The organism is Kribbella sp. NPDC050281 (genome assembly GCF_040655855.1).
Classification (GTDB): domain Bacteria; phylum Actinomycetota; class Actinomycetes; order Propionibacteriales; family Kribbellaceae; genus Kribbella.
This window is the reverse complement of sequence record NZ_JBFAKS010000020.1, coordinates 79,587-104,692: the sequence shown is the minus strand read 5'-3', so window position 1 is coordinate 104,692 and position 25,106 is coordinate 79,587. Positions and strand designations below refer to the sequence as shown.

The window sequence follows — 25,106 nt, the reverse complement described above, 5'->3', positions numbered from 1 at the left end:
CACCGTGTATCCACTGCAACACACTTGGTATCCATCCGAGGTGGCCAGTTCGCCTTCCCGGGGGCGCGGGTAGCCTGCTGGGGTGGCTGAGGCTCGGAGGGGTTCCTGGGAAGGCCGGCTGGTTCGGCTGGGCTTCGGGGATCCGCAGCGGGCCGGGGTGATGCTGGAGCAACTGGACGCCTTGGCCTCGCACAGCCCGCTCGCCACCACACAGCTGATCAACACGCTGTCGGAGTCGGCGGATCCGGACCTCGCGCTGCAGGGACTCTGCGGGATCGCGGAGGCGCTGCACCGGCACGGGTACGACGTCGCCGCGTTCGCGCGCACGCTGGAGATGGACGACGACTTCCGCCGTCGGCTCGTCTTCGTGCTCGGCGCGAGTGAGGCCTTCGGGCGGCACCTCGAAGTGCACCCACGGCACTGGTACGACCTGGCCGACCCCGCGCTGGCCGCCGTACGCCCGACGCCTGACGACGTCCGCGCCCGACTCGCCACGGCCGTCGACGCACCCAACCCGGTCGACGCGCTGCGGATCGAGTACCGCCGCCTTCTGCTTCGCCTCGCGGCCCGCGACCTCGCCGAAGGCCTGCTGGTCGACGAGGTCGCCGCCGTGCTGGCCGACCTCGCCGGGGGAGCCCTGGAGACCGCGCTCCACATCGCCCGCAACGCGTACTTCGCCGCCCACCCCGGCGCGGCCGACTGCCGCCTCGCGATCATTGCCATGGGCAAGTGTGGTGGCCGCGAACTCAACTACGTCAGCGACGTCGACGTCCTGTTCGTCGCCGAACCGCACGACGGAGACTCTGAGGTCCCGGCCCTCAAGACCGCGACCCACCTGGCCGCCGCCGCGATGCGAATCTGCTCGGAGCACACCGGCGAGAGCACCCTCTGGCCGGTCGACGCCGCCCTCCGCCCCGAAGGCAAGTCCGGCCCGCTGGTCCGCACCCTCGACAGCCACCTCGCGTACTACCAACGCTGGGCGAAGACCTGGGAGTTCCAGGCCCTGCTCAAGGCGCGTCCGGTCGCCGGCGACGCCAAGCTCGGCGAGCAGTACGCCGAGAAGACCGCCGAGCTGGTCTGGTCCGCGGCCGACCGTGAAGGCTTCGTCGACGACGTCCAGGCCATGCGCCGGCGCGTCATCGACCACATCCCGGCGGCCGACGTCGACCGCCAACTGAAGCTCGGTCCCGGCGGTCTGCGCGACGTGGAGTTCGCCGTACAGCTTCTGCAACTCGTGCACGGCCGGAGCGACGAAGCGGTGCGCAGCGGCACGACGCTGGTCGCGCTCGAGTCGTTGACCGCCAACGGGTACGTCGGTCGCACCGACGGCGCCGTGCTCGCGGACGCGTACCGCTTCCTCCGCTCGATGGAGCACCGCATCCAGCTGTACCGGTTGCGCCGTACCCACCAGGTCCCCGACGACGAGGCCGACCTCCGCCGCCTCGGCCGTTCGCTCGGCTTCACCAAGAACCCGGTGACCGACCTGACCGCGGCGTGGAAGAAGCACGCGCTCGAGGTCCGGCGGCTGCACGAGAAGCTGTTCTACCGCCCGCTGCTCGCGGCCGTCGCCCGCATCCCCGGCGGCGAGGTCCGCCTGACCCCGGAGGCCGCCAAGCAACGCCTGACCGCCCTCGGGTACGCCGATCCCGCTTCGGCGCTGCGGCACATCGAGGCGCTGTCCGAGGGAGTGTCGCGGCGGTCGTCGATCCAGAAGGCGCTGCTGCCGGCCATGCTCGGCTGGTTCGCGGAATCGCCCGACCCGGACGCCGGCTTGCTCGCGTTCCGGACGATCTCGGACCACCTCGGGTCGACTCCGTGGTACCTGCGTCAGCTCCGCGACGAGGGAGCGTCGGCCGAGCGCCTCGCGCACCTGCTGGCCAGCGGCCGGTACGCCGTGGACCTGCTGCAGCGTGCTCCGGAGGCGACCGCCATGCTCGCCGACGAGCGCGAGCTGGTCCCGCGCTCTCAAGAGGCACTGCTGGTCGAGATGTCCGCCGCTGCCGGCCGACAGGAGCAACCCGAGGCGGCGGTGGCCGCGATTCGTGCGGTCCGGCGCCGCGAGCTCTTCCGGACCGCCGCGGCCGACCTGTCCGGTCTGCTCGAGGTCGAGGCTGTCGGGGAAGGGCTGACCGCGATCTCGGTGGGCACACTGACCACTGCGCTCGAGGTGGCCAAGCGCGCGGTGGCAAAGGGCGAACCTGAGCCGACGCGGATGTCGATCGTGGCGATGGGTCGCTTCGGGGGCCATGAGCTCGGGTACGGCAGCGACGCCGACGTGATGTTCGTCCACGATCCGCTACCGGGTGCGGACGAGCGGGCGGCGACCGACTTCGCGACCCAGGCCGCGACCGAGCTGCGTCGGCTGCTCGCGCTGCCGGGCGCGGATCCCGCCGTCGCGATCGACGCCGACCTGCGGCCCGAAGGCCGCCAAGGGCCGTTGGTCCGGACGCTGGCCTCGTACGCCTCGTACTACGCGCGCTGGTCGGCGGTGTGGGAGGCGCAGGCGCTGCTGCGAGCCGACCCGTTGTGCGGTGATCCCGAGCTGTGCGCGTCGTTCCGCGAGCTGATCGACCCACTGCGCTACCCGGCCGACGGGGTCAGCGAACGCGACGTGATGGAGATCCGCCGGATCAAGGCTCGCGTGGACGCGGAACGCCTTCCGCGTGGTGCCGACCCGAGCACGCACACCAAGCTCGGCCGCGGCGGCCTGGCCGACATCGAGTGGACTGTGCAGCTGTTGCAGCTTCGCGAGGCGCATCGCCTGCCTGAGCTCCGTACGACGCGCACGCTCGGCGCACTGCGTGTCGCGGTGGACGCAGGCCTGGTGGAAGCGGCCGAGGCGGCCACCTTGCGCGAGGCGTGGGAGCTGGCGACCCGGATCCGGAACGCGATCATGCTGGTCCGCGGCCGGCCTGGCGATTCGTTGCCCCGCGATCCCCGTGACCTCTCCTCGGTCGCCCAGATCTGCGGCTACCCGCCCGGCGAGTCCAGCCGCTTCTCCGACGACTACCTGCGCATCACCCGCCGCGCCCACAACACCGTCGCCCGCCTCTTCTGGGACGACTGAGCAGCACTCCGTCATGCCCGCCCTGGATCACTCGTCGTTGATAGGCAACCTTTTAGTTGCCTATTGTCGAGGGGTGGAGCTGGTGTTCAAGGCGTTGGCGGACGAGGGACGCCGCCGGTTGCTGGACGCGTTGCGGGAGCGGAACGGGCAGACTCTGCTGGAGCTGTCCGAGCTGCTGCCAGAGCTGACCCGGCAGGGCGTGACCAAGCATCTGCACCTGCTCGAGGACGCGAACCTGGTCGTCACCGTCAAGCGCGGCCGGCACAAGTTCCACTACCTCAATCCGGTACCGATCAACGAGATCGCCGAACGATGGCTGAGCAACTACGAGCGCGACAAACTGCGCGCCCTCAGCGCATTGAAAGCGGCGCTCGAGGAGGACAGATGAGCAAGCCCGCGATGATTCACGTCACCTAGATCGAGACAACCCCGGAGAAGCTGTGGGAGGCGCTCACTTCGGGAGCGTTCACCCAGCTGTACTGGTTCGGCCGGCGGATCGAGTCGGACTGGACCGTCGGCTCGCCGGTGCGGTTCTACGACAGTGCCGACGACAGCCTGACCGATTCCGGCGAGGTGCTGGTGTACGACGAGCCGAAGACGCTCGCCTACACGTTCAAGAACGAGTTCCTGGAGTCCCGCCGCGACGAGGTGCCGGGCCGCGTGACGTTCACGATCGAGCCGGCCGGGTCGACTGTGGTCAAGCTGCAGGTCGTGCACGACGAGATCGCCGCCGACGCGGTCGAGGGCTGGCGGACCGGATGGGCCCCGATCCTGGCCAACCTCAAGACCTACCTGGAGACCTCCCGCACCCTCGCGATCGAGTTCTGAGGCGGGTTTCCTAGACTCGGCGTGGTGGAAAGGACGGATCAGGTCAGACAGGCGGGCGTGTTCAGCCACGTCCGGCGCACTGTCCGGATGACAGTCGGGCAGAAGCGGGTCTGGGAGACGCGCTGGTCCGGGCTGGGCCGGAAGCTGGAGGACCTGCCGCCGGGTGATGTCGATCTCGACGAGTGGTTCGGCCGGGAGGCGCCGACCGTTCTGGAGATCGGATCCGGGATGGGCGACGCGACCGCCCAGCTCGCGGTCGCCGCGCCGGAGGTCAACCATCTGGCGGCCGAGGTGTACCCGCCCGGTCTCGGGCAGTTGATGCTGTGGGTGGAGAAGTACGACCTGGACAACGTCCGGCTGCTGGACGGCGACGCGCTCGACTTTCTGCGCGACCACGTGGCGCTGGGCGCCTTGTCCGGCGTACGGATCTACTTCCCGGACCCGTGGCCGAAGAAGCGGCACCACAAGCGCCGGCTGGTGACGCCGCCGTTCGTCGCGCTGGTGGCGTCCCGGCTGCAGCCCGGCGGAACGTTGCATCTGGCAACCGACTGGGCGGACTACGCGGACCGGATGCTCGAGGTGTGCGAGGCCGAGCCGCAGCTGCGTAACGCGTACGACGGCTGGGCCCCGCGCCCGGAGTGGCGTCCGGTCACCAAGTTCGAGTCCCGCGCCCAGGCCGAGGGCCGGGCGGTGCGCGATCTCCTCTACACGAAGGTCACGCCGACCGGCTTGTGAAGCTCCAGTGTCCGGCCGGCACCGTGTAGACGGTGTAGCCGTCCTGGTACGACGGTTCGCTCGCGAACTGACCCGGTACGACGGTGACCTCCGACGACGCCGCGGACGGTACGTGGACTTCGGCCGTCGTACCGACCGGCACCTGCACATCGAGGGACAGCACCCGGCTGACCTGCCGCCACACCACGGAGACCCGCCCGCGGATCGTGTCGGTGTGGATGCCGGCCGAACTCGTCTCGTCGCGTGCGTCCGGCCGGACCACGATCCGCTCCCAGCCCGCGTCGACGTTGCGGAGTCCAGCGACGTTCTCGTAGATCCACTGCACGACGGTGCCCTGGAAGTAGTGGTTCCGCGACCGCGAGTCCTCCTCCCACTTCTCCCACATCGTGTCCGCGCCGAGGTCGAACCAGTACCCCCAGCTCGGATACGAGCGCTGCAACGCGACCTTCGTCGCGGCCTCGCCGTACCCGTGGGCGGTCAGCACCGGCAGCAGTTCGCCGACGCCGAGGCAGCCGGTGTTGAGGTGGAAGCCACGCGCCTCCACGTCTGCCGCCAGGTTCGCGGCGACCCGGGGGACAAGCTCGTCCGGCACGATCCCGAACGCCAGCGGCACCGCGTTCGACGTCTGCCGGTAGTCCGGGTCGTCGGCCGACCGGTAGTGCGCGGTCTCGCGATCCAGGAACGCCCGGTTCAGTCCGTCGGCCAGCTCGGCCGCAGCCTTCCGGTAGTCGTTCGGCTTGCCGATCAGATCACCGATCTCAGCGGCCGAGAGAACGGCGCGATAGAGGTACGCCGTACCCGTGAGCCGGCGGTCCTCGGGCGCCGGGCCGCGGCCGTAGCCGGGTGGCAGCCAGTCGCCGAGCACGCTGACGGACAGCCCGTCATCGACCCGGTCGAGCTCCCACGCCAGGTAGCGAGTCAGCGAGTCCCAGTGCTCACGCAGCAGCCGCTCGTCGCCGTACGAGCGGTGCATCTCACGCAGCAGGAACGGGTAGACAGTGGGCCACTCGGTTGCGGGGGAGAGGTCGGTGAAGCCCCAGCCGCTGGACGGGACGATCACCGGCAGCTGCCCGGACTCGGCCTGGCTGTCGCGGATGTCGCCCAGCCACTTGGTGAAGAAGCGAGCCATGTCCAGCGTCGCCAGCATCGTCGGCCCACCGACCTGCGCGTCCCCGGTCCACCCGTTCTTCTCCATGAACGGCGTGTCGGTCGGGATGCCATGCAGGTTGTTCAGGATCGTCCGCCGCATCGCCTGGTCGAACTGCTCGTACGGCGCCTGCGCCGACGTGAACCTGGTCACCGTGCCGACGTCGGAGTGCGCGACGCGCATCAGTACGTCGGGACGCTCGGTCAGCCCGTCGATCTCGACGTAGCGGAAGCCCTTGTAGGAGAAGCGTGGTTCCCACTCCTCGACACCGCTGCCGGCGGCAATGTACTCGTCGCGCTGGATCCGATCGCCCTCGACGTGCCGGTTCACCGCGACCACGTTGCCGTCAGCAACCGTCTCACCGTGCGTCAGGCCGACGACGGTCCCGGCCGGCGCGGTGACGGTGAGCTTGGTCCAGCCGGCCGTGGTCTGGCCGAAGTCCGCGATCCACACCCCGGGCCGAACCTCGGTGAGCTCGACGGGCGCGACGGTCTCGACCACGCGGATCGGCTCGTGCGCCTGGCCTTGCAGTTGTCCCTTCGGCGCGTCGACCACGGAGGCTGCGGACCAGGCGGAGTCGTCGAAGCCGGCCGCGTCCCAGCCGGGGAGGGCGCGGCGGGCGTCGTACGTCTCGCCGGTGTAGAGGGAGTCCGAGAGGGTCGGGCCGCCGGTGATGCGCCAGGACTCGTCCGAGACCACCTCGGTCGTGTGGCCGTCGTCGTACTCGACGACGAGGCGCGCGATCAGCCTCGGCTCGGCGGTCCATGGCGCCTCGTGCCAGCGCCAGGCGTTCGGTGACGTGAGTCCGAAGAAGCCGCGGCCGAGCTCGGCGCCGACCACGTTGTCGCCGGCGCGGAGGAGTTCGGTGACGTCGTGGGTCACATAGAGCACGGTGTGGTCGTAGTCGGTGAAGCCGGGGTCGAGGACCGCGTCGCTCACGGCCTGGCCGTTGAGGCGCAGGTCGGCGTACCCGAGACCGCTCGCGTAGAGGCGCGCGCGTCGCACGCTGCCGTCGACGGCGAAGGCCTTGCGCAGGAGTGGAGCGCTCTCCAGCTGGCCGCCGATCCACCGGGCGGGTCCGAAACCCTCGTCCAGCAGGCCGGTCTCGAACCATTCCGGTGTAGCCCACTCGCTTTCGCGGTCCAGTCCGTCCCACAGCTGGACGGTCCAGTGGTAGCGCGTGCGTGCGGTCAGCGGCGGGCCGTCGTACTCGATGCCGAAGGTCCGCGCCGAGCTCACCGTGCCGGAGTCCCAGACATCCGCACTCTCCGGCGTCAACAGCTCCGGCGTGCTCGCGACCAGGATCCGGTACGCCGTCTGGGTCGCGCCGTACCCGGGGGCGGTGGCGATCCAGCTCAACCGAGGCCGCGACACGTCGGTGCCCAGTGGGCGGACGGCGTACTCGGTCTTCAGCGTTCCGGCGTTCAGTGGACCCCCAGGCGTCCAACCGTCCGGCAGATCAGGCATCAGGCGGCTCCTCAGGCTCATCGGCACCCCGAGGACCGTAGGCAGTCCGCCGCCAGGCTTTCAACATTCTGACCACAACCGGCCGATGAGTCCGTCCGCTCAGCGATTTGTCGTCTCACATCGCGAAACCTGAGCATGTCACTCGACTTTGTCCGCTTTCATGGACTCATGCAGGTCACTCGAAACGCTCCCGGCGACGCGCTCACGCGGCGCCGGCACGTCGACCTGCTGCGCGTGAACTCCTCGGGTTGTCGACCTTCGGCGTAGGACTCCGCCCTCCGTCACCGTCTCCTCCCGACCCGTAGGAGCAGTTCCGTGCGTCGCCTCATCCTGATCGCTTTGCTGGGCTCCGTCGCCCAACTCGTCGACGGCACCCTCGGCATGGCCTACGGCGTCACCGCCAGCACGGCCCTGCTGATCACCGGGATCACCCCGGCCGTCGCGTCCGCTTCCGTCCATCTCGCCGAGGTGGGCACCACACTCGCCTCCGGCATCTCGCACTGGCGCTTCGGCAACGTCGACTGGCGCGTGGTCGCGCTGATCGGTGTGCCGGGAGCCGTCGGCGCGTTCGCCGGTGCGACGTTCCTGTCCAGCTTGTCGACCGAGTCGGCGTCGGTGTGGGTTGCCGCCCTGCTGCTTCTGCTCGGCGTCTACATCCTGGCCCGGTTCGGCACCGGCAAGGTGCGGGCCGTGATCGAGGGCAGGCCGGCGGGCCGGTTCCTCGGGCCGCTGGGTCTGGTCGCCGGCTTCATCGACGCCACCGGCGGTGGCGGTTGGGGCCCGGTGGCGAACTCGGCGCTGCTCAGCAGCGGCAAGCTCGCGCCGCGACGCTCGGTCGGCTCGGTGAACGCCGCGGAGTTCCTCGTCTCGGTCGCCGCCAGCATCGGCTTCCTGTTCGGACTCGGCGGGAAGAACCTGCCGTACGGCATCGTCGCCGCGCTGCTGATCGGCGGCGTCCTCGCGGCACCGCTGGCCGCTTGGCTGGTGTCCCGACTGGCGACTCGCTGGCTCGGTGTCGGTGTCGGCCTGGTGCTGATCCTGACCAACGCCCGCACGCTGATGAACGGCCTCGACGTCGCCGCCGGTCCGCGCTATCTCGCGTACGGGGTCCTGGTCCTCGGCTGGGCCGCAGTCGTCGCGTACGGCGTACTGTCCGCCGGCCGCCGCGCCGTGACCGAGGCCGAACGTGTCCTGGACGACGAGCGCGAGCTCGAGACCGCTTCCTGACCTGCTCTTTCATTCCCGCCCGCGGCCGTCCGGCCGCCTGCACCACCGAAGGTCCGCTTGTGAGTATCCACAGCATTCGTCCTGTCCGCCTGCTCGCCGCCGTCCTGGCTCTGTCCGCCGCCGTCACCGGCTGCTCGCGAGCCGACCGCGACGAGGCTCCGGTCGCGTCGACCGACAAGGGCCTGGCCACCGAGTTGCGGCTCGGCTACTTCCCGAACGTCACCCATGCCGCCGCCCTGGTCGGTCTCGACCAGGGCCTGTTCACGAAGGAACTCGGCAGCACGAAGCTGGTGCCGACCAAGTTCAACGCCGGCCCGGAGGCCGTCGGCGCGCTGCTCGGCGGCTCGCTGGACGCGTCGTTCATCGGCTCCGGTCCCGCGATCAACGCCTACGCGAAGTCCAACGGCGAGGCCGTCCGGCTGATCGCCGGTACGACGTCCGGCGGTGCGCAACTGGTGGTGAAGCCGACGATCACCAAGCCGGCCGACCTGGTCGGCAAGACCGTCGTCACCCCACAGCTCGGCAACACCCAGGACGTGTCGCTGAAGAAGTGGCTCGCCGAGAACAAGCTCACCGGCAAGGTCAAGGTCACCAACCTGGAGAACGCGCAGACGCTGGACGCGTTCAAGCAGGGCGAGGTGGACGCGGCCTGGCTGCCCGAGCCCTGGTCGTCGCGCCTGGTCCTTGACGCCGGCGCGAAGGTCTTGCTGGACGAGGCGTCGCTGTGGCCGGACGGGAAGTTCCCGACCACGGTGCTGATCGTGCGGACCAAGTTCCTTCAGGAGCACCCCGAGACCGTGAAGGCGCTGCTGACCGGCCTGGTCTCGGCGATCGACTTCGCGGACAAGGACAAGGCGGCCGCGGAGACCGCGGTGAACAAGCAACTCAAGGAAGCCACCGGCAAGGCGTTGAAGCCGGCCGTCATCGACCGCGCGTTCCAGAACATCCAGATCACCGCGGACCCGATCGCGTCGACGTTCCCGCAACTGGCCAAGGACCAGGTCACCGCGGGCATCGCGAAACAAGCACCGGCGGTGGCTGGATTCGCGGACCTCGGTCCGTTGAACGACGTACTGAGCAAGGCAGGCAAGCCGGCCGTCGACGCCGCCGGTCTGGACACGAAGTAGTCACCAGGGAGGCAGCCATGACCGCGATCGTCGAGGCCGATCGGGCCGTAGTGGACAGCGTGAGTCCGGTGCGGTTTCACCAAGTGGGCAAGGCGTTCGGGAGCGGCCGGTCGGCGGTCGTGGCGCTCGAGGGTGTCGATCTGGAGCTGGCCGCTGGTGAGTTCGTCTGCCTGCTCGGGGCGTCCGGCTGCGGCAAGACCACACTGCTCAACCTGGTCGCCGGTCTGGATCAGCCGACGAGTGGACGGATCGAGCTGAGCTCGTCGCGGCCCGCGGTGGTGTTCCAGGAGGCTGCGCTGATGCCGTGGCTGACGGCAGCCGGGAATGTCGAGCTGCCGTTGCGGATGGCCGGCGTACCGAAGGCACGGCGGCGTGCGAAGGCTGCTGAGCTGCTGGAGCTGGTCCGGCTGGCCGGGCTCGGTGACAAGCGACCGCACGAACTGTCGGGCGGGATGCGGCAGCGGGTCGCGCTGGCCCGCGCGTTGGCATCGACGACGGACAACACCGGCTCCGGTGCGGGCAAGCCGTCGCTGCTGCTGATGGACGAGCCCTTCTCTGCCTTGGACGCGATCACCCGGGACGTGTTGCAGGGAGAGCTGCTGCGGATCTGGCGTGCGACCGGTACGGCGATCCTGTTCGTGACACACGACGTCCGCGAGGCCGTGCGGCTGGGGCAACGCGTCGTACTGCTGTCGTCGCGGCCTGGTCGGGTCGTGCGGCAGTGGGATGTCGACCAGTTGCCCGAGGCTGAGGCAGTTGACGAGATCAACACCGAGCTTCGCAGGGTGATCAGCAGCCATGCCGCAGCTTGACCTTCAGGAAGAAGGCTCGGTCGAGGCCGGCCTGGATGCGCTGGACACGCCGGTCAAGCGGTCCGAAGGCTCACGCGCACGGCGGATTGCGGCGGGGGCGCTCCCACCCATCGGTGCTGTCGTCCTGCTGGTGGCTGTGTGGCAGGCGTTGTGGGCGGCGGCGTTCTGGCCCGAGTTCAAGCTGCCGGCTCCGATCGCTGTGTGGGATCAGATCTGGCAGTTGGTGACGTCGGGGGAGATCCTCGAACTGTTCTGGGTGTCGGTGCATCGCGCGGTGATCGGCTTCGCGCTGTCGCTGCTGATCGCCGTACCGCTCGGCCTGGCGATCGCCAACATCAGGGTCGTACGGCGAGGGATCGGGCCGTTGGTGTCGGGATTGCAGAGCCTGCCGTCGGTGGCGTGGGTGCCGGCCGCGATCTTGTGGTTCGGGCTGAACGACCGGGCGATCTACTGGGTCGTGCTGCTGGGCGCCGTGCCCTCGATCGCGAACGGGTTGGTGTCCGGTCTGGATCAGGTGCCGCCGATCCTGCCGCGGGTCGGGAAGGCGCTCGGAGCGGGACGCCTGAGTGGGATCCGCTACATCCTGCTGCCGGCCGCGCTGCCCGGATTCCTCGGCGGACTCAAGCAGGGCTGGGCGTTCTCCTGGCGGTCGCTGATGGCCGCCGAGTTGATCGCGACGTCGCCGGACCTCGGTCAGGGACTCGGCCAGTTCCTGCACAACGGGATGTCGCTGTCGGACATCTCGATGGTGTTCGCCGGCATCCTGCTGATCTTCGTCGTCGGCGTCGGAATCGAACTGCTGGTGTTCCGGCCGCTGGAGAACTCGGTACTGCGCGCGCGGGGTCTGACCGTCACAGCGCGCTGACGCCGTACTGTGGGGGCGTGGTCCGATTCCTGCCGTTCCTGATCAGCCTGGCGCTCAGCGTGTACGCGCTGTTCTCCTGCATCCAGACGCCCGACGAGGAAGTGCCGCATCTGCCGAAGCTGGTGTGGATCGTCCTGATCGTGTTCGTCCCGTTCGTCGGGCCGATCGTCTGGCTGCTCATGTCGCGCACCCAGGGCAGTCGTCGGGAAGTCACGGGCCGGCCGCCACGGCCGTCCGCACGCCCGGTCGCGCCCGACGATGATCCGGACTTCCTGAAGACGCTGGATCGCTACCGCGACCCGCGGACCACGGTCAAGCCGCCGCACGACGACGAGCCTCACGACCGTCCGGAGGATCGACCGCAGGACGCCGTGCAGAAGCCTGAGGGGCCCGAGGAGCCGGAGACGAAGCCCAAGGCGAAGGACTCCGGCTCCGAGACGACGCCAGAGGCTGAGACCACCTCAGAGCCCGACGACGGCAAGGCCTGAGCTCGCGCGCAGGCCCCGCCGATCAGGGCTTCCGTCGTGGTGAGAGACGCGTCCTAGCAGCGGCTCACGCGGACTTTCGGTGCTCGGGCAGGAGGGTGTTGTCGCGCTCCGACTCCGTGGTGCCGCCCCAGACGCCGTACGGCTCTCCGACCGAGAGTGCGTGCTGCCGGCACTCCGGCTGGACCGGGCAGGTCCCGCAGAGGGACTTGGCCACCATCTCGCGGGCACGTTTTCGCACGCCACGCTCCGACTCGGGCGAGAAGAACAGCTCTGGGTTGACGTCGCGGCACGCGGCCTGCGACTGCCAGTCCCACAGATCCATGAGCGGGCGGGGTAGGCGAGGCATCCCTCTCGACATGGCAACCTCCTTGACTCACCGTAAGCGCGGACGGGCGCTCGGTGAAAACTATGCTCAACTCATGGCGAGTTCAACCCTTGTTGTCTCGAACTTCGGTCCATTCGTTATCGGCAGGTGTCGTCGCGTGTCGTGATCGGGGCCGGATCACGCGGAGAGTGTGTTCACGTCATCACCGGGTGTGACTTGCGCCACTTATCCGGTGACGGAGAGGTCAGACCTCGCCGGCCGGGTCGAACCGGTAGTACTCGTGCGCTCCGTGCGGAGTGCCGGTCTCGCCGGTCAGGGCACGGATGACCATTGCGTGAGTGATCGCCAGCACCGGGCCGTCCGTGCTCGCGGAGTGCCGGGTGAGTGCCGCACGGGCCCGCTCACGGACCCGGGACAGCGGCTCCCAGGGCCGTTGGATGCCTTCCGGCCACTCGCCGTCGTACGCCTCGAACTCGGCCTGTGCGGCCCGTACGTCGGCGATGCCGCGCCACGCACCGGCGTGGTCCGGCAGCCAGTCGCGGAGGTCGTAGTCGACCCGGACGCCGAGGGCCAGCCGGTGGCCGATGATCGCGGCGCTGTGCAGCGCGCGGGTGAACGGGGAGCTGACCAAGTACGTCGCTCCGATCCCGCTGAGCAGGTCCGCGAGCTCCTGGGCCTGTTTCGTCCCGAGCGGGGTCAGCGGGGCGGAGTCGGCCGCCATCCCGGGCCAGCCGCGGGAATCGATCAGCTCGTAGTCCGGCTCCCCGTGCCGGACCAGATAAATCTGTGTCACGGCCATGTTCTACCGGAGATGGCGGGCGCCTGCCCATCCTCGGGCGTGGCTGCTCGTGGACGGATCTGCGACGGAGGCGGGCGGACGGATCTCGTGCGGCTCGTCGAAGAGGTGGTCGATGCCGGCGCGGGATGCGGGCGTGGCCCCGGCTGCGGCTCGATCCAGCGCACCTCGGTCGCGCCGTGGTGGCCGTGCACCGCGAGCACCGAGTGCAGATTCGGCCAGACAGCTGTCGCGGGATTGTCACCGCACCAGCGCAACGCCACCGACCCGTCGCTGAACTCGCAGCCCTCAGCGACCACTCCCGTGCCCGACACGCCACTGGGATCCCGGTAACGAACCAGCTCGAAGGTCCGTGGCCTCACCACCGTGTTGCACTCCTCATCGTGTCGACCCGTCTTGCAGCCCTCAACGAGGCCGGACCGCCTGCGGTTACTGAGGAGTGACAGCTCGGCGCATGAAGATGCGTTGCGTCGGGTCGAGTCCGAACGCCGTCTCGGCGGCCAGGAGGTCGGTCAGACCGGGAGTCCACTCGTCCGGCCGCAACTCCACGAAGCCGAGGCGGGCGTAGTACGGGCCGTTCCAGGGCACGCTGCGGAAGGTGCTGAGGGTGAGTGCGGGCAGGCCCTGCTCAGCCGCCCACGAGTCGACGTGCTCGATCAGCAAGCGGCCGAGGCCTTGACCCTGCTGGTCGGGATGGACACTCACCTGCTCGATGTGCGCCGCGTCGTCGACCAGCGTGACCAGGACGAAGCCGGTCGGACGGTCGTCGGCGTCGGTCGCGACCCAGAGCCGGCCGGCCTGGCGACTCTGCTCGAACAGCTCGAGCGGCGGCGCAGGATGCTCGGCGATGTCGGTCATGCCGATGTTGCGGAAGAGGACGCCGGCGGCGACCTCGAGCTCGCGCAGGAGCTCCAGCTCGTCCTGGCGCGCGGTACGGATGCTCACCCGCTGAGACAACCATGATCGAGGCGCGGATGCCACGGACTTTCCGCGCCGGTGGTACTCTCGGTCCCGTGACGCGGAGCTATTTGCGATTTTTTGAGTGGCCGGCCTTGGTGCCGGGCGACTCAGCCGATCGCTGACGCCCACCGAAGACACCAGAGCCGGCCCGAAGGCAAGGACCTCCGTCCTTGCCTTTTCTCGTTCCCAGCCGGCTGCCTGCGACCTTCCGCGGTGTCCGGCGGAAAGGTCCCCAGTCATGAACACCATCCCGCACCAGGCCAGTCAGGCGGCCGTCGTCGATCGACGGATCGAGAAGACCGTCCCGTTGATCACTCCGCTCGCGCTGCACGACGAGCTGCCGCTGAGTGACTCCCTGGCCCGGACCGTCGTCGACGGCCGTCAGGCGGTCGCCGACGTACTGAACGGCGTCGACGACCGCCTGCTGGTCGTCGTCGGCCCGTGCTCGGTGCACGACGCGAAGGCGGCCCTGGAGTACGCCGAACGCCTCCGCCCGGTCGCCGAGCGCCTGTCCGACGGTCTTCTCGTGGTGATGCGCGTGTACTTCGAGAAGCCGCGCTCGACTCTCGGCTGGAAGGGTCTCATCAACGACCCTGGCCTGGACGGCTCCGGCGACGTGAACCGCGGCCTGCGGACCGCCCGGCAGCTGTTGCTGCAGGTGCTCGAGCTCGGCCTTCCGGTCGGCTGCGAGTTCCTCGACCCGATCACGCCGCAGTACATCGCCGATCTCGTCGGATGGGGCGCGATCGGCGCCCGGACCGTTGAGAGCCAGGTCCACCGCCAGCTGTCGTCCGGCCTGTCGATGCCGATCGGAATGAAGAACCGTCCCGACGGTTCGATCGGTACGGCGGTCGACGCGATCAAGGCGGCCGCCGTACCGCACGTGTTCACCGGGATCGACCACGACGGAGCGCCGGCGATCCTGCACACCCGCGGCAACCCGGACTGCCACCTGGTCCTGCGCGGCTCCGACGGCGGACCCAACTACGACGAAGAGTCGGTCGCGGGAGCCCAGGAACTGCTGCGAAAGGCGGGTCTCGCGGAGCGGGTCGTCGTCGACGCGAGCCACGGCAACAGCCGTAAGGACCACCGCCGGCAGCCGGTCGTGGCCGGCGAGATCGGTGCGCAGGTCGCCGCGGGGAACCGGGCGATCGTCGGCGTGATGCTGGAGTCGTTCCTGGCCGAGGGCCGGCAGGAACTCGACCCCACGCGAGAGCTGACCTACGGGCAGTCGATCACCGACGCCTGCATGGGCTGGGAGACGACCGAAGAAGTGCTCGAGAACCTCCGCGATGCGGCGGTCGCGCGGCGCGGATAGCTGTTCATCTCGCGGCTGCGCGGCGGCCACAGGCCTTGCTTACTGTCCGGGGCATGACTGAGATCTCCCGGCGCCTGGTGCTCGGTTCGGCGGCGGGTGGGGCAGCGTTGTCGCTGCTCCCACCCTCGCTGCACACCGCGATGGCGCAACCTGTGCGGCGAGGTGGCTTGCGAGCGATCGAGCACGTGATCGTGCTCATGCAGGAGAACCGTTCGTTCGACCACTACTACGGGACCCTGCGCGGCGTACGCGGGTTCGGTGACCGGCAGCCGTTGCGGCTGCGCAACGGCAACAGCGTGTTCCACCAGCCCCAGACCGGCGGCGGCGAGGTGCTGCCGTTCTCGGTCCGCGAGGCGGCGGCCGCGGCCGGCCGCCAGCCCGACGACATCCAGTACCTCGGTGCGCTGGCCCACGGCTACAGCGACGCGACCCAGGCCTGGAGCAACGGCTGGCACGACGACTGGGTCCAGGCCAAGACGTCCGCCACCATGACTCACTACGAGCGCCGCGACATTCCGTTGCAGTACGAGCTCGCCGAGACCTTCACGATCTGCGACGCTTACCACTGCTCCGTCAACGGCTCCACCAACCCGAACCGCAACTACCTGTGGTCCGGTACGACCGGCTACGAGCCCGGTACGACGCAGCGCGCGGTCACGAACGCGGCGTACGACTACAACCACCTGGGCTACGACTGGACGGCGTACCCGGAACGGCTGGAGCGGGCCGGGGTGTCGTGGCAGATCTACCAGGAGTGGGACAACTTCACCGACAACGCGGTCGAGTACTTCAAGACCTTCAAGGAGTTGGGTCACCGGCTCCTGGCCTCAGTGCCCGGCGGCTACCGGACCACCGAGGAGTTCTACGACAAGCTCTTCGCGAAGACGCCGGCCGAGCGGACCGATGCGCTGAAGCAACTGGACGCGGCGGTCGAGCAGTTGCCGGTCAAGGACCAGAAGCTGTTCCGCAAGGCGATGTACCGGTCCGAGCCGGAGTCGCTGATCCCGCGGGTCCGCGCCGACATCAAGGCCGGGAAGCTGCCGCAAGTGAGCTGGCTGGTGCCCTCCGCGGTCGACTCCGAGCACCCCGGTTCGTCCACGCCGGTGGGCAGCGCGAACCTGGTCTATGACCTGCTCGACGCGATCGCGTCGGACCCGGACACGTGGTCCAAGACCGTGCTGCTGATCAACTTCGACGAGAACGACGGCTACTTCGACCACGTCCCGCCGCCGGTCGCGCCGCGGCCCGCTTCGGGTGAGGGTGACGACTGGTACGCCGGTCGGCCGATCGGACTCGGGCCGCGGGTGCCGATGACCGTGGTGTCGCCGTGGACCGTCGGCGGACACGTCAGCTCGCAGGTATTCGACCACACGTCGGTGATCCAGTTCCTCGAACGCTGGACCGGTGTGAAGGAACCGAACATCAGTACCTGGCGCCGGACCGCGTGCGGCGACCTCACCTCGGCGTTCGACTTCGACCGCGCGTACCGGCAGCCGTCGGTAGACGCACCCGGCCCGGTGCCGGCGCCGATCGCACGCTGGAAGCCGACGCCGCCGGCCGACCAGGCAGTGCCGCAACAGGAGCACGGCCGTCGTCCGGCGCGCGCTCTGCCTTACCAGCCGGCAGTTTCCGGGTTCATTGCTGATGGCAAGTTGATGTTGGCCCTCGGCAACGACGGCGACCAGGCCGCGCACTTCGCCATCTACCCGTACGGCGGTGAGCTGCCGCTGCCGGCACATGTCGACGTACGGCGCTCGCACGTCGAGACGATCGGAGTGGACGGCCCGTTCGAGCTGGCGGTCCAGGGTCCGAACCGGTTCTGGGCCGAGCTGGCCGGTTCCGTCGACGGACCCGCGGCGGGGCTGGACGTGCGCACGGACCGGCACGGCAACGAGCTCGAACTGGAGCTCGTCAACACCTCGCGCAAGTCGCTGACCGTCAAGCTGAAGGCTCGCGGCTACGGCAGTAAGACCGTCACCATCGAACTGCGGGGCAAGCAGAACCGGTCCCTGTCCTGGCCGACCGACCACGGCTGGTACGACGTCGAGGTCACCAGCCCGGACGACACGTCGTACCGGCGTCGGCTGACCGGTCACCTGGAGATCGGCAAGCCCAGCATCACCGGCTGATCAGCGGGCGATCGCTGCCGTCCGCGCCCTGGTCACGGTGATCAGGTCGGCGGGGGACAGGCCGATGTCGAGACCGCGGCGGCCACCGGACACGTAGACCTTGGCGTGTTCGGTGGCCGTGCTGTCGACCACCGTGGGCAGGGCGCGTTTCTGGCCGATCGGGCTGATGCCGCCGACGACGTACCCGGTGGTGCGTTCGGCGGCGGCCGGGTCGGCCATCACCGCCTTCTTCCCGCCGGCCGCGGACGCGATCGCCTTCAGGTCGAGTTGCTTGTCGACCGGTACGACGCCGACCGTGAGCTTGCCGTCTACCTCGACCAGCAACGTCTTGAACACCTGCTCGGCCGCCAGCCCCAACGCCTCGGCCGCCTCGAGCCCGAACGACTTCGCCGCCGGATCGTGGTCGTAGGTGTGTGTGCTGAACTCCACCTTCGCCTTCGTCAGCGCAACCGTCGCCGGCGTCCCCTGGCTCTGCCTACTCTTCGCCACCCGCCGAGCTTACGAGACGGACGCAGCAGTGGCCCGCTTGCGGGTCGAGGCGGGCTTCGAGGGGCTCGTCGACGGTGTTGAGGAGGCCGGTGACCAGGTGCAGGTTCATGCCGCAGACCAGCCGGGGGTGTTCGGCGGCGAGGCGGCGGAAGGGGCAGTTGCCGAGCGCGATGCCGTCCTCGGCGGTGCGCGGCTCGAAGCCGTGCCGCTCGAGGATCTCGGTCAGCGAGAGGCCCGATCCGGTCCTCCCGAGGGCCTCGCCGTACTCCTCGGCCTTGCGGTTGACGGCGTCGCGGGGTGAGCTGCCGGTCGTCTCGGCGTCCTCGACCGCGGCCGCGAGCAGCCGGCCGGCCACGGCGTACTGGCGCTCGGGGAGGGTGATCTCGATCTCCCGGTCGGACCGGTGGTAGAGCTTCGCGGGCCGTCCGGCGCCGGGGCCGGTGCGGCCGGTCCGGCGCTCGAAGCCGGTCGCGAGCAGGCCCTCCTCGGTCAGCCGGTCCAGGTGGAACGCGGCGGTGGTCCGCGGGATGCCGAGCGCGGCGGCCGCTTCCTCGCGACTCACCGGCGCCGGCTGGGCGACGACGTACTCGTACAGCCGGCGTCGCGTCGGCTCCTCGAGCACGGCGACGGCCTGCACGCTCGCGTCCCAGGACATGTCCACGGGATGATTCTATCGACAAGATCCGTTGATGAAAATGTATGCTTGCTTCGTCCGTTGACCCCTCAGGGAGTGTGCAGATGGCGATTTCGGCCGATCTCGAATCCGTCCCCCTCCATATCGTCCCCGGCCGCGCGGAGATCGATCTCCCCGCCGCCCAGCGGGCCGTCGCGGATCTGCTGACCGCGCTCGGCCGGGACCCGCACAGCGCGCACCTCGCCGACACCCCGAGGCGAGTCGCCGACGCGTACGCCGAGATGCTCACCCCACGCGAGTTCGAGCTGACGACGTTCCCGAACGACGAGGGGTACGACGAACTCGTGCTGGCCAAGGACATTCCGGTCCAGTCCCTGTGCGAGCACCACCTGCTGCCGTTCACCGGCGTCGCGCACGTCGGCTACCTGCCGGGGGAGCGGATTCTCGGGCTGTCCAAACTGGCCCGCGTGGTCGAGCTGTTCGCCCGCGACTTCCAGGTCCAGGAACGGCTGACCAAGCAGGTCGCCGACTGGCTCCAGGACCACCTGGCGCCGAAGGGCGTCGGCGTGGTGATCGAGGCCGAGCACCAGTGCATGTCGCTGCGCGGTGTTCGCGCCACCGGCTCCCGCACGGTCACGTCGTCCCTGCACGGCACGCTGCGCGAGAACCCCAGCTCACGCCAGGAGTTCTTCGCACTCACGGGTCTGACGCCGTAGCCGGCGGTCAGGCCGTGGCCACCGCCGGTGGGCGGTGGTGGGTGTGCCGTCCGGTGGCGAGGATGTGGGCGACCTCGCCGGGAAGCAGATCGGTGCCGGGGACCGGTTCCATCTCGGAGACGTCGATCCAGCGCACTACGGTCGCGCCGCAGTGGCCGTGGACGGCGAGGATGGAGTCGAGGTCCGGCCAGATCGCCGTGGACGGGTTGGGGCCGTGCCAGCGGAGCGCGACCGAGCCGTCGGTGAAGACACAGCCTTCGGCCACGATGCCGGTGCCGGAGACTCCGCTGATATCGGTGTAACGGACGAGTTCGAAGGTCTGCGGTTTCACCGGCGGACCTCGCCGGAGTGCGTGGAACCGCCGTAGCCCGAACTGGATTGGCCTGAGGGTGCCATGGTCCTTTCCCCGTGGTCGGCGTGGGTGGGCGCTCGCCACAAAACCGGGGACAATACGGATTGTCAGCGGGGAAGTACGGTCTGTAGCGACAGATCTTCTCAAATCAAGTTAGAACCAAACCGGCCGACACGCCAGAGCTCTCCCCGCGTGTCTCGATCCTCGATCCGGCCTCCGCGGTATTTCGGTCCCGGTCCGGGCGCGTCCCGTGATCGAATACGGAAGTGTTCCTGACGCTAGCCACCGACCTTGCCGGAGTTGACGCACCCGCGAGCGATTTCGGGTTCCTGTTGCACAAGAACCCGGCGCGACCGCAGGGGATCGAGGTGACCGGCGGCACAGCACATGTGTTCTACCCCGACGCCACCGACGAGCGCTGTACGGCGGCCGTCCTGCTCGAGATCGACCCGATCGCGCTCGTCCGCTCCGGGCGGGGAAAGGCGCAGGAGGGGTTCACCCTCGGGCAGTACGTGAACGACCGGCCGTACGCCGCCTCCAGCCTGCTCGCCGTCGCGCTCGGCAAGCTCTTCCGGACCGCGATGAACGGCCGCTGCGACGCCCGCCCCGACCTGGCCGCCCGGCCGATCCCGCTGGAGATCCACGTCCCCGCGCTGCCGTGCAACGGCGGCGCCGAACTGGCCGCCCGCATGTTCGGCCCGCTCGGGTGGTCTGTCGACGCTCGGCCGGTGCCGCTCGATCCGGAGATCCCCGCGTGGGGTGACTCCCGGTACGTCGATCTACGGCTGACCGGCGTACTCCGGCTGGCCGACGCACTCAATCACCTGTATGTCCTGCTCCCGGTGCTGGACGACGCCAAGCACTACTGGGTCGGCTCGGACGAGGTCGACAAGCTGGTCCGGGCAGGCGAGGGCTGGCTCGGCACGCACCCGGAGAAGGACCTGATCTCCCACCGCTACCTGGCCCACCGTCGCTACCTCGCGGACACCGCCCTCGAGCGCCTCGCCGAGGCCGACGGCGTGGAGCTCGTGGAGGAGCCATCGGAGGAAGGTTCGGTGTCCCTGGCGGTCGAACGTCGCCAGACGGTTGCCGGTGTACTGCGCGAGCTCGGGGCGCGGCGGATCGCGGACCTCGGCTGCGGTGAGGGCGCGCTGGTCGGTGAGCTGCTGAAGGACCCGATGATCGGCGAGCTGATCGCGACCGACGTGTCCGCGCGGGCCTTGATCGGCGCCAAGCGGCGGCTGCACTACAACGACCTGCCCGACCGTCAGCGGGAGCGGCTGCGCTTCCTGCAGTCGTCGGTCACGTACGCCGACCACCGCCTGGCCGGCCTGGACGCTGCCGTCCTGATGGAGGTGATCGAGCACGTCGACCCACCACGCCTGCCCGCCCTGGCCAAGTCCGTCTTCCAGGCCGCCCGCCCCGCCGCAGTCATCGTCACCACGCCCAACAGCGACTACAACGTCCGCTTCCCGTCCTTGCCCGCCGGCCGTTTCCGCCACCCCGACCACCGCTTCGAATGGACCCGCACGGAATTCCGGTCCTGGGCCACCGCAGTTGCCCACGACAACGGCTACACGGTGGAGTTCCGGCCGGTAGGTCCGGAGGACCCGGAGGTAGGCCCGCCGACGCAGCTAGCGCTCTTCACCCGCGTCGCCCCCGAGGGCGCGGCCTCTGCTGCCGCTTCAACCCGCGACCGGCGGGATGCCGGGGAGGTCATGAGCTGATGGGCGCACTTCACATCCCCAACCTGTGTCTTGTGGTTCTGGTGGGGGCCAGTGGTTCCGGGAAGTCGACGTTCGCCCGGGCGCATTTCAAGGCTACTGAGGTGATCTCGAGTGACTTCTGCCGTGGGCTGGTGTCTGACGACGAGAACGATCAGGCGGCCAGCAAGGACGCGTTCGAGGTGCTCAACTTCATCGCGGCCAAGCGCCTCGCCGCCGGACGGTTGACCGTGATCGACGCGACCAACGTGCAGCCCGAGGCGCGCAAGGAACTGGTTGCTCTGGCGCGCGAGCACGACGTACTGCCGGTCGCCATCGTGCTCGACCCGCCGGAGCGTGTCTGCGTGGAGCGCAACGCGCAACGCCCGGACCGCCAGTTCGGCGCCAAGGTAGTCGCCCGGCAGCGCTCGCAGCTGAAGCGCGGTCTGCGAAGCCTGAAGCGCGAGGGCTTCCGCACTGTCCACGTGCTCGACAGTGTCGAGGAGATCGATGCCGTCAGCATCGAGCGCACCCGGCTGTTCAACGACCTGACCGACCAGACCGGCCCGTTCGACATCATCGGCGACATCCACGGCTGCCGTGCCGAGCTGGAGCAGTTGCTGACCGAACTCGGCTACACCCTGATCCGCGACGACGCCGGCCGCCCGATCGGCGCCGCACACCCGGACCGCCGCGCGATCTTCGTCGGCGACCTGGTCGACCGCGGCCCGGACACGCCCGGCGTACTGCGGCTGGTGATGGGAATGGTTGCCGCCGGCCACGCGTACTGCGTTCCCGGCAACCACGAGGACAAGTTGCTCAAGGCACTCAGAGGCCGGAACGTCAAGATCAGCCACGGCCTCGAGACCACGCTCGAGCAGCTGGCCGAGGAGCCGGCCGAGTTCCGCGACGCGGTCGAGCAGTTCATCGACGGCCTGATCTCGCACTACGTCTTCGACGAAGGCAAGCTGGTCGTCTCGCACGCCGGCCTGGTCGAGCGCATGCACGGCCGCACGTCCGGCCGGGTCCGTTCCTTCTGCCTGTACGGCGAGACGACCGGCGAGACCGACGAGTTCGGCCTACCGGTCCGCTACCCGTGGGCGAACGAGTACCGCGGTCGCGCGATGGTCGTCTACGGCCACACGCCGACCCCGGAGCCGGAGTGGATCAACAACACGATCTGCCTCGACACCGGCTGCGTCTTCGGAGGCTCGCTCACCGCGCTGCGCTACCCCGAGCGCGAGTTGGTCTCGATCCAGGCGACCGAGGAGTACTACGCCCCGGCGAAACCGTTGCATGTGGCAACCGCACCCGCACGCGAGCCTGACGTTCTCGAGCTCACTGACGTCACCGGCCGCCGGGTGATCGAGACGTCGGCCCACGGCCGGCTGAGCATCCGGGCCGAGCAGGCCGGTGCCGCGCTGGAGGTGATGAGCCGGTTCGCGATCGACCCGCGCTTCCTGCTGTACCTGCCGCCGACGATGAGCCCGGTCTCCACCTCGAGCGAACCCGGGCTGCTGGAGCACCCGCTGCAGGCTTTCGAGACGTTCAAGGGCCAAGGTGTCACCGAGTTGGTGTGCGAGGAGAAGCACATGGGCTCCCGCGCCGTGGTTCTGCTGACCCGGGATGACGATGTCGCCGAGAAGCGTTTCGGCCTCGCCGGTCGTGGCGCGGTCCACACTCGCACCGGACGGTCCTTCTTCGAAGCTCCACTGACCGACGAGCTCCTGCTCAGGCTCAGAGCCGTCGTCGAGCAGGCGGGCGTCTTCGACGAGCTCGACACGTCCTGGCTGCTCCTCGACGCCGAGCTTCTACCGTGGAGCGCCAAGGCCGAGGACCTGCTCCGTCACCAGTACGCCGCTGTCGGTGCGGCCGCTCGCAACTCATTGCCAGCGGCAACCGCAGCGCTCGGATCCGCCGCTGCGGCGGGACTTGACGTCGACCGGTTGCTCACCGCAACAGAGCGTCGTACTGCGAACGTCGAGCGCTTCACCGCGGCGTACCGGCGCTACTGCTGGCCGACGGACGGGCTCGACGGGGTCCGGGTCGCGCCGTTCCAGGTGCTCGCGTCGGAAGGAGCGACGTATCAGGACCGGCCGCACGCCTGGCACCTGGGGATCGCGGACCGGATGGTTGCCGCGGGCCCGGACCTGATCACGCCGACGCGGCGCCTGTACGTCGATGCGTCGGGATGGGATGCCGGGATCGCGTGGTGGCAGGAGCTCACCGATGCGGGCGGTGAAGGCATGGTAGTGAAGCCGGCCGCCAACCTGACCCGGACGGCGAAGGGGCTCGCGCAGCCGGGGCTGAAGGTGCGCGGGCAGGAGTACCTGCGGCTGATCTACGGCCCCGACTACACCGAGCCGGCGAACTTCGAGCGTCTCCGCGACCGCAACCTCGGTCACAAGCGCTCACTCGCTCTCCGCGAGTACGCCCTCGGCCTCGAGGCCCTGGAGCGAGCCGCCCGCGGTGAACCGCTCTGGCGCATCCACGAATGCGTCTTCTCCGTCCTAGCCCTCGAGTCGGAACCGGTGGACCCACGTCTATGACCAGCTACACGATCCCTGGAATGCACGTCCGCGAACACATCGTCTCGGTGCCGCTGGACTGGTCCACTCCGGACGGTCCGGACCGCATCGACGTGTTCGCCCGCGAGGTCGTCGACCCGATGCGCAAAGACGAGGACCTGCCCTGCCTGCTCTACCTGCAGGGCGGTCCCGGCGGGCGGGCTCCGCGCCCGGTCGAGCCGACCGGGTGGATCGGGACGGCGCTGAAGACGTACCGGGTGATCCTGCTCGACCAACGCGGGACTGGTCGCAGTACGCCGATCAGCGCGCGGCGGATGGAGTCGTTCGAGACAGCCGAGGCCGGTGCCGACTACCTCGCGTGCTTCCGCGCGGACTCGATCATCGCGGATGCCGAGCATCTGCGGACGACCGTCTTCGGCGGGGTCAAATGGTCGACGCTCGGGCAGAGCTACGGCGGCTTCCTGACGCTGACCTATCTCTCGAAGGCACCCGAGGCGCTGACCGCGTGCTACGTGACGGGCGGTCTCGCCTCGATCGATCCGGATGCCGCCGAGGTGTACCGGCGTACCTATCCGCGCGTCGAGGCGAAGAACCGCGAGTTCTACCGCCGCTATCCGCACAACGTGGACCGGGTCGCCGCGATCGCGGACCGGCTCGCGGCGGACGACGTACGGCTGCCGGACGGTGACCGGCTGACGGTACGGCGGTTCCAGTCGCTCGGGATCGCCTTCGGGATGAAGCCCGGGTACGAGCGGATGCATTGGCTGATCGACGAGGCGTTTGACGGGGATGCGTTGTCGGACACGTTCCTGAGCCAGGTGATGGGGGAGTCGTCGTACAGCGCCGAGCCGCTCTTCGCGGCGCTGCAGGAGAGCATCTACGGGTCCGGCGAGGGTGCGACTGCGTGGGCGGCCGAGGCCGAGCGGGCGCTGCGGCCGGAGTTCGCCGAGGACGCGCGGCCACTGCTGTTCACCGGCGAGATGATGTACCCCTGGATGTTCGAGGAGATCCGGGGTCTGCGTCCCTTCCGGGCAGCCGTCGAGGTCCTGGCGGCCCGGCCGCGGTGGTCGGAGCTGTACGACCTCGAGCGGCTCGCGGCGAACGACGTACCGGTGGCGGCCGCGGTGTACCACGACGACATGTACGTCGACTCCGGGCTGCAACTGGACACGGCCCGGCGGGTCGGCAACGTGCAGGCGTGGGTCACGAACGAGTACGAGCACGACGGCCTCAGCACCGAGCGGGTGTTCAACCGCCTGACCGAGCTCGTGCGCTCGGTGGGCGGCGGCGTTCGCGCGGGCTGACTGGCAGCTCAGGTCACCGGCCGGCCTCGCACCGCGATCGGTGCGAGGCTCCAGTTCTACTACGGCTCGATGCCACCTTCACGATGGAC

At 69.4% G+C, this 25,106-nt stretch carries 22 protein-coding genes; 15 read left to right on the top strand and 7 right to left on the bottom strand.

The annotated features are described in order from the left end of the window. Positions 1 to 82 precede the first annotated feature (82 nt). The 4 genes from AB0I34_RS22380 to trmB all read left to right on the top strand — a co-directional run bounded on the left by AB0I34_RS22380 (position 83) and on the right by trmB (position 4,630). Complete coding sequence (locus AB0I34_RS22380) at positions 83 to 3,067, top strand: bifunctional [glutamine synthetase] adenylyltransferase/[glutamine synthetase]-adenylyl-L-tyrosine phosphorylase (protein ID WP_360447815.1); 2,985 nt, start codon at positions 83 to 85, stop codon at positions 3,065 to 3,067. 73 nt (positions 3,068 to 3,140) lie between these two features. Continuing rightward, positions 3,141 to 3,455: a helix-turn-helix domain-containing protein gene (locus AB0I34_RS22375; protein WP_360447813.1), complete on the top strand. Its 315-nt coding sequence runs from the start codon at positions 3,141 to 3,143 to the stop codon at positions 3,453 to 3,455. Positions 3,456 to 3,484: 29 nt separating this feature from the next. Further along, complete coding sequence (locus AB0I34_RS22370) at positions 3,485 to 3,895, top strand: SRPBCC domain-containing protein (protein ID WP_360447894.1); 411 nt, start codon at positions 3,485 to 3,487, stop codon at positions 3,893 to 3,895. A gap of 24 nt (positions 3,896 to 3,919) precedes the next feature. Then, positions 3,920 to 4,630 (top strand): tRNA (guanosine(46)-N7)-methyltransferase TrmB, encoded by a 711-nt coding sequence (gene trmB / locus AB0I34_RS22365; RefSeq protein ID WP_360447811.1) that lies wholly within the window; start codon positions 3,920 to 3,922, stop codon positions 4,628 to 4,630. Here trmB and AB0I34_RS22360 read toward each other — a convergent pair. After that, complete coding sequence (locus AB0I34_RS22360) at positions 4,611 to 7,244, bottom strand: family 78 glycoside hydrolase catalytic domain (protein WP_360447809.1); 2,634 nt, start codon at positions 7,242 to 7,244, stop codon at positions 4,611 to 4,613. The two genes, trmB and AB0I34_RS22360, sit on opposite strands and share 20 nt — an antisense overlap. Before the next feature lie 315 nt (positions 7,245 to 7,559). Between AB0I34_RS22360 and AB0I34_RS22355 the strand changes: the two genes are divergently transcribed. Genes AB0I34_RS22355 through AB0I34_RS22335 form a run of 5 tightly spaced genes read left to right on the top strand, consistent with a single transcriptional unit; the run spans position 7,560 to position 11,763 of the window. Next, positions 7,560 to 8,471: a sulfite exporter TauE/SafE family protein gene (locus AB0I34_RS22355; RefSeq protein WP_360447807.1), complete on the top strand. Its 912-nt coding sequence runs from the start codon at positions 7,560 to 7,562 to the stop codon at positions 8,469 to 8,471. A 59-nt stretch (positions 8,472 to 8,530) separates the two neighbouring features. Beyond that, positions 8,531 to 9,598, top strand: coding sequence for an ABC transporter substrate-binding protein (locus AB0I34_RS22350; protein WP_360447805.1), 1,068 nt, complete (start codon positions 8,531 to 8,533; stop codon positions 9,596 to 9,598). Between the two features lie 17 nt (positions 9,599 to 9,615). Next, positions 9,616 to 10,410, top strand: a complete 795-nt coding sequence (locus AB0I34_RS22345; protein ID WP_360447803.1) for an ABC transporter ATP-binding protein — start codon at positions 9,616 to 9,618, stop codon at positions 10,408 to 10,410. After that, positions 10,397 to 11,275 (top strand): ABC transporter permease, encoded by an 879-nt coding sequence (locus AB0I34_RS22340; RefSeq protein ID WP_360447801.1) that lies wholly within the window; start codon positions 10,397 to 10,399, stop codon positions 11,273 to 11,275. The genes AB0I34_RS22345 and AB0I34_RS22340 overlap by 14 nt, the downstream gene beginning before the upstream one ends. A gap of 17 nt (positions 11,276 to 11,292) precedes the next feature. Beyond that, positions 11,293 to 11,763 carry a PLD nuclease N-terminal domain-containing protein gene (locus AB0I34_RS22335; protein ID WP_360447799.1) on the top strand — a complete coding sequence of 157 codons (471 nt, stop codon included), beginning with the start codon at positions 11,293 to 11,295 and terminating at the stop codon, positions 11,761 to 11,763. Between the two features lie 64 nt (positions 11,764 to 11,827). Here AB0I34_RS22335 and AB0I34_RS22330 read toward each other — a convergent pair whose 3' ends face one another. The 3 genes from AB0I34_RS22330 to AB0I34_RS22320 form a co-directional block, all read right to left on the bottom strand. Further along, on the bottom strand, positions 11,828 to 12,121 hold the full coding sequence (locus AB0I34_RS22330; protein ID WP_131350551.1) for a WhiB family transcriptional regulator: 294 nt from the start codon (positions 12,119 to 12,121) through the stop codon (positions 11,828 to 11,830). Between the two features lie 211 nt (positions 12,122 to 12,332). Then, positions 12,333 to 12,881: a histidine phosphatase family protein gene (locus AB0I34_RS22325; protein WP_360447797.1), complete on the bottom strand. Its 549-nt coding sequence runs from the start codon at positions 12,879 to 12,881 to the stop codon at positions 12,333 to 12,335. Between the two features lie 432 nt (positions 12,882 to 13,313). Next, on the bottom strand, positions 13,314 to 13,829 hold the full coding sequence (locus tag AB0I34_RS22320) for a GNAT family N-acetyltransferase (RefSeq protein WP_360447795.1): 516 nt from the start codon (positions 13,827 to 13,829) through the stop codon (positions 13,314 to 13,316). A 253-nt stretch (positions 13,830 to 14,082) separates the two neighbouring features. Between AB0I34_RS22320 and AB0I34_RS22315 the strand changes: the two genes are divergently transcribed. After that, the gene (locus tag AB0I34_RS22315; RefSeq protein WP_360447793.1) at positions 14,083 to 15,162 is read left to right on the top strand and encodes a 3-deoxy-7-phosphoheptulonate synthase; all 1,080 of its coding nucleotides are present in this window, start codon (positions 14,083 to 14,085) and stop codon (positions 15,160 to 15,162) included. A gap of 53 nt (positions 15,163 to 15,215) precedes the next feature. Beyond that, positions 15,216 to 17,291 (top strand): phosphocholine-specific phospholipase C, encoded by a 2,076-nt coding sequence (locus AB0I34_RS22310; RefSeq protein WP_360447791.1) that lies wholly within the window; start codon positions 15,216 to 15,218, stop codon positions 17,289 to 17,291. Here the strand turns inward: AB0I34_RS22310 and ybaK are convergent, their stop codons facing one another. Both ybaK and AB0I34_RS22300 read right to left on the bottom strand, forming a co-directional pair. Beyond that, positions 17,292 to 17,780 (bottom strand): Cys-tRNA(Pro) deacylase, encoded by a 489-nt coding sequence (gene ybaK, locus AB0I34_RS22305; RefSeq protein ID WP_360447789.1) that lies wholly within the window; start codon positions 17,778 to 17,780, stop codon positions 17,292 to 17,294. Next, positions 17,767 to 18,435 (bottom strand): helix-turn-helix domain-containing protein, encoded by a 669-nt coding sequence (locus AB0I34_RS22300; protein ID WP_360447892.1) that lies wholly within the window; start codon positions 18,433 to 18,435, stop codon positions 17,767 to 17,769. The genes ybaK and AB0I34_RS22300 overlap by 14 nt, the downstream gene beginning before the upstream one ends. An 83-nt stretch (positions 18,436 to 18,518) precedes the next feature. Here AB0I34_RS22300 and folE point away from each other — a divergent pair, with 83 nt between their 5' ends. Beyond that, positions 18,519 to 19,130, top strand: coding sequence for a GTP cyclohydrolase I FolE (gene folE, locus AB0I34_RS22295; protein WP_360447787.1), 612 nt, complete (start codon positions 18,519 to 18,521; stop codon positions 19,128 to 19,130). A gap of 7 nt (positions 19,131 to 19,137) precedes the next feature. Here the strand turns inward: folE and AB0I34_RS22290 are convergent, their stop codons facing one another. Continuing rightward, positions 19,138 to 19,461 (bottom strand): hypothetical protein, encoded by a 324-nt coding sequence (locus tag AB0I34_RS22290; RefSeq protein WP_131350565.1) that lies wholly within the window; start codon positions 19,459 to 19,461, stop codon positions 19,138 to 19,140. Positions 19,462 to 19,748: 287 nt separating this feature from the next. Between AB0I34_RS22290 and AB0I34_RS22285 the strand changes: the two genes are divergently transcribed. Genes AB0I34_RS22285 through AB0I34_RS22275 form a run of 3 tightly spaced genes read left to right on the top strand, consistent with a single transcriptional unit; the run spans position 19,749 to position 25,017 of the window. Beyond that, on the top strand, positions 19,749 to 21,209 hold the full coding sequence (locus AB0I34_RS22285) for a 3' terminal RNA ribose 2'-O-methyltransferase Hen1 (protein WP_360447785.1): 1,461 nt from the start codon (positions 19,749 to 19,751) through the stop codon (positions 21,207 to 21,209). Then, positions 21,209 to 23,734, top strand: a complete 2,526-nt coding sequence (locus AB0I34_RS22280) for a polynucleotide kinase-phosphatase (protein ID WP_360447783.1) — start codon at positions 21,209 to 21,211, stop codon at positions 23,732 to 23,734. The genes AB0I34_RS22285 and AB0I34_RS22280 overlap by 1 nt, the downstream gene beginning before the upstream one ends. Then, a complete protein-coding gene (locus tag AB0I34_RS22275; protein WP_360447781.1) occupies positions 23,731 to 25,017 on the top strand; it encodes an alpha/beta fold hydrolase in 1,287 nt (428 codons plus the stop codon). Before AB0I34_RS22280 ends, AB0I34_RS22275 begins: the two co-directional genes overlap by 4 nt. The last annotated feature ends 89 nt before the right edge of the window (positions 25,018 to 25,106 follow it).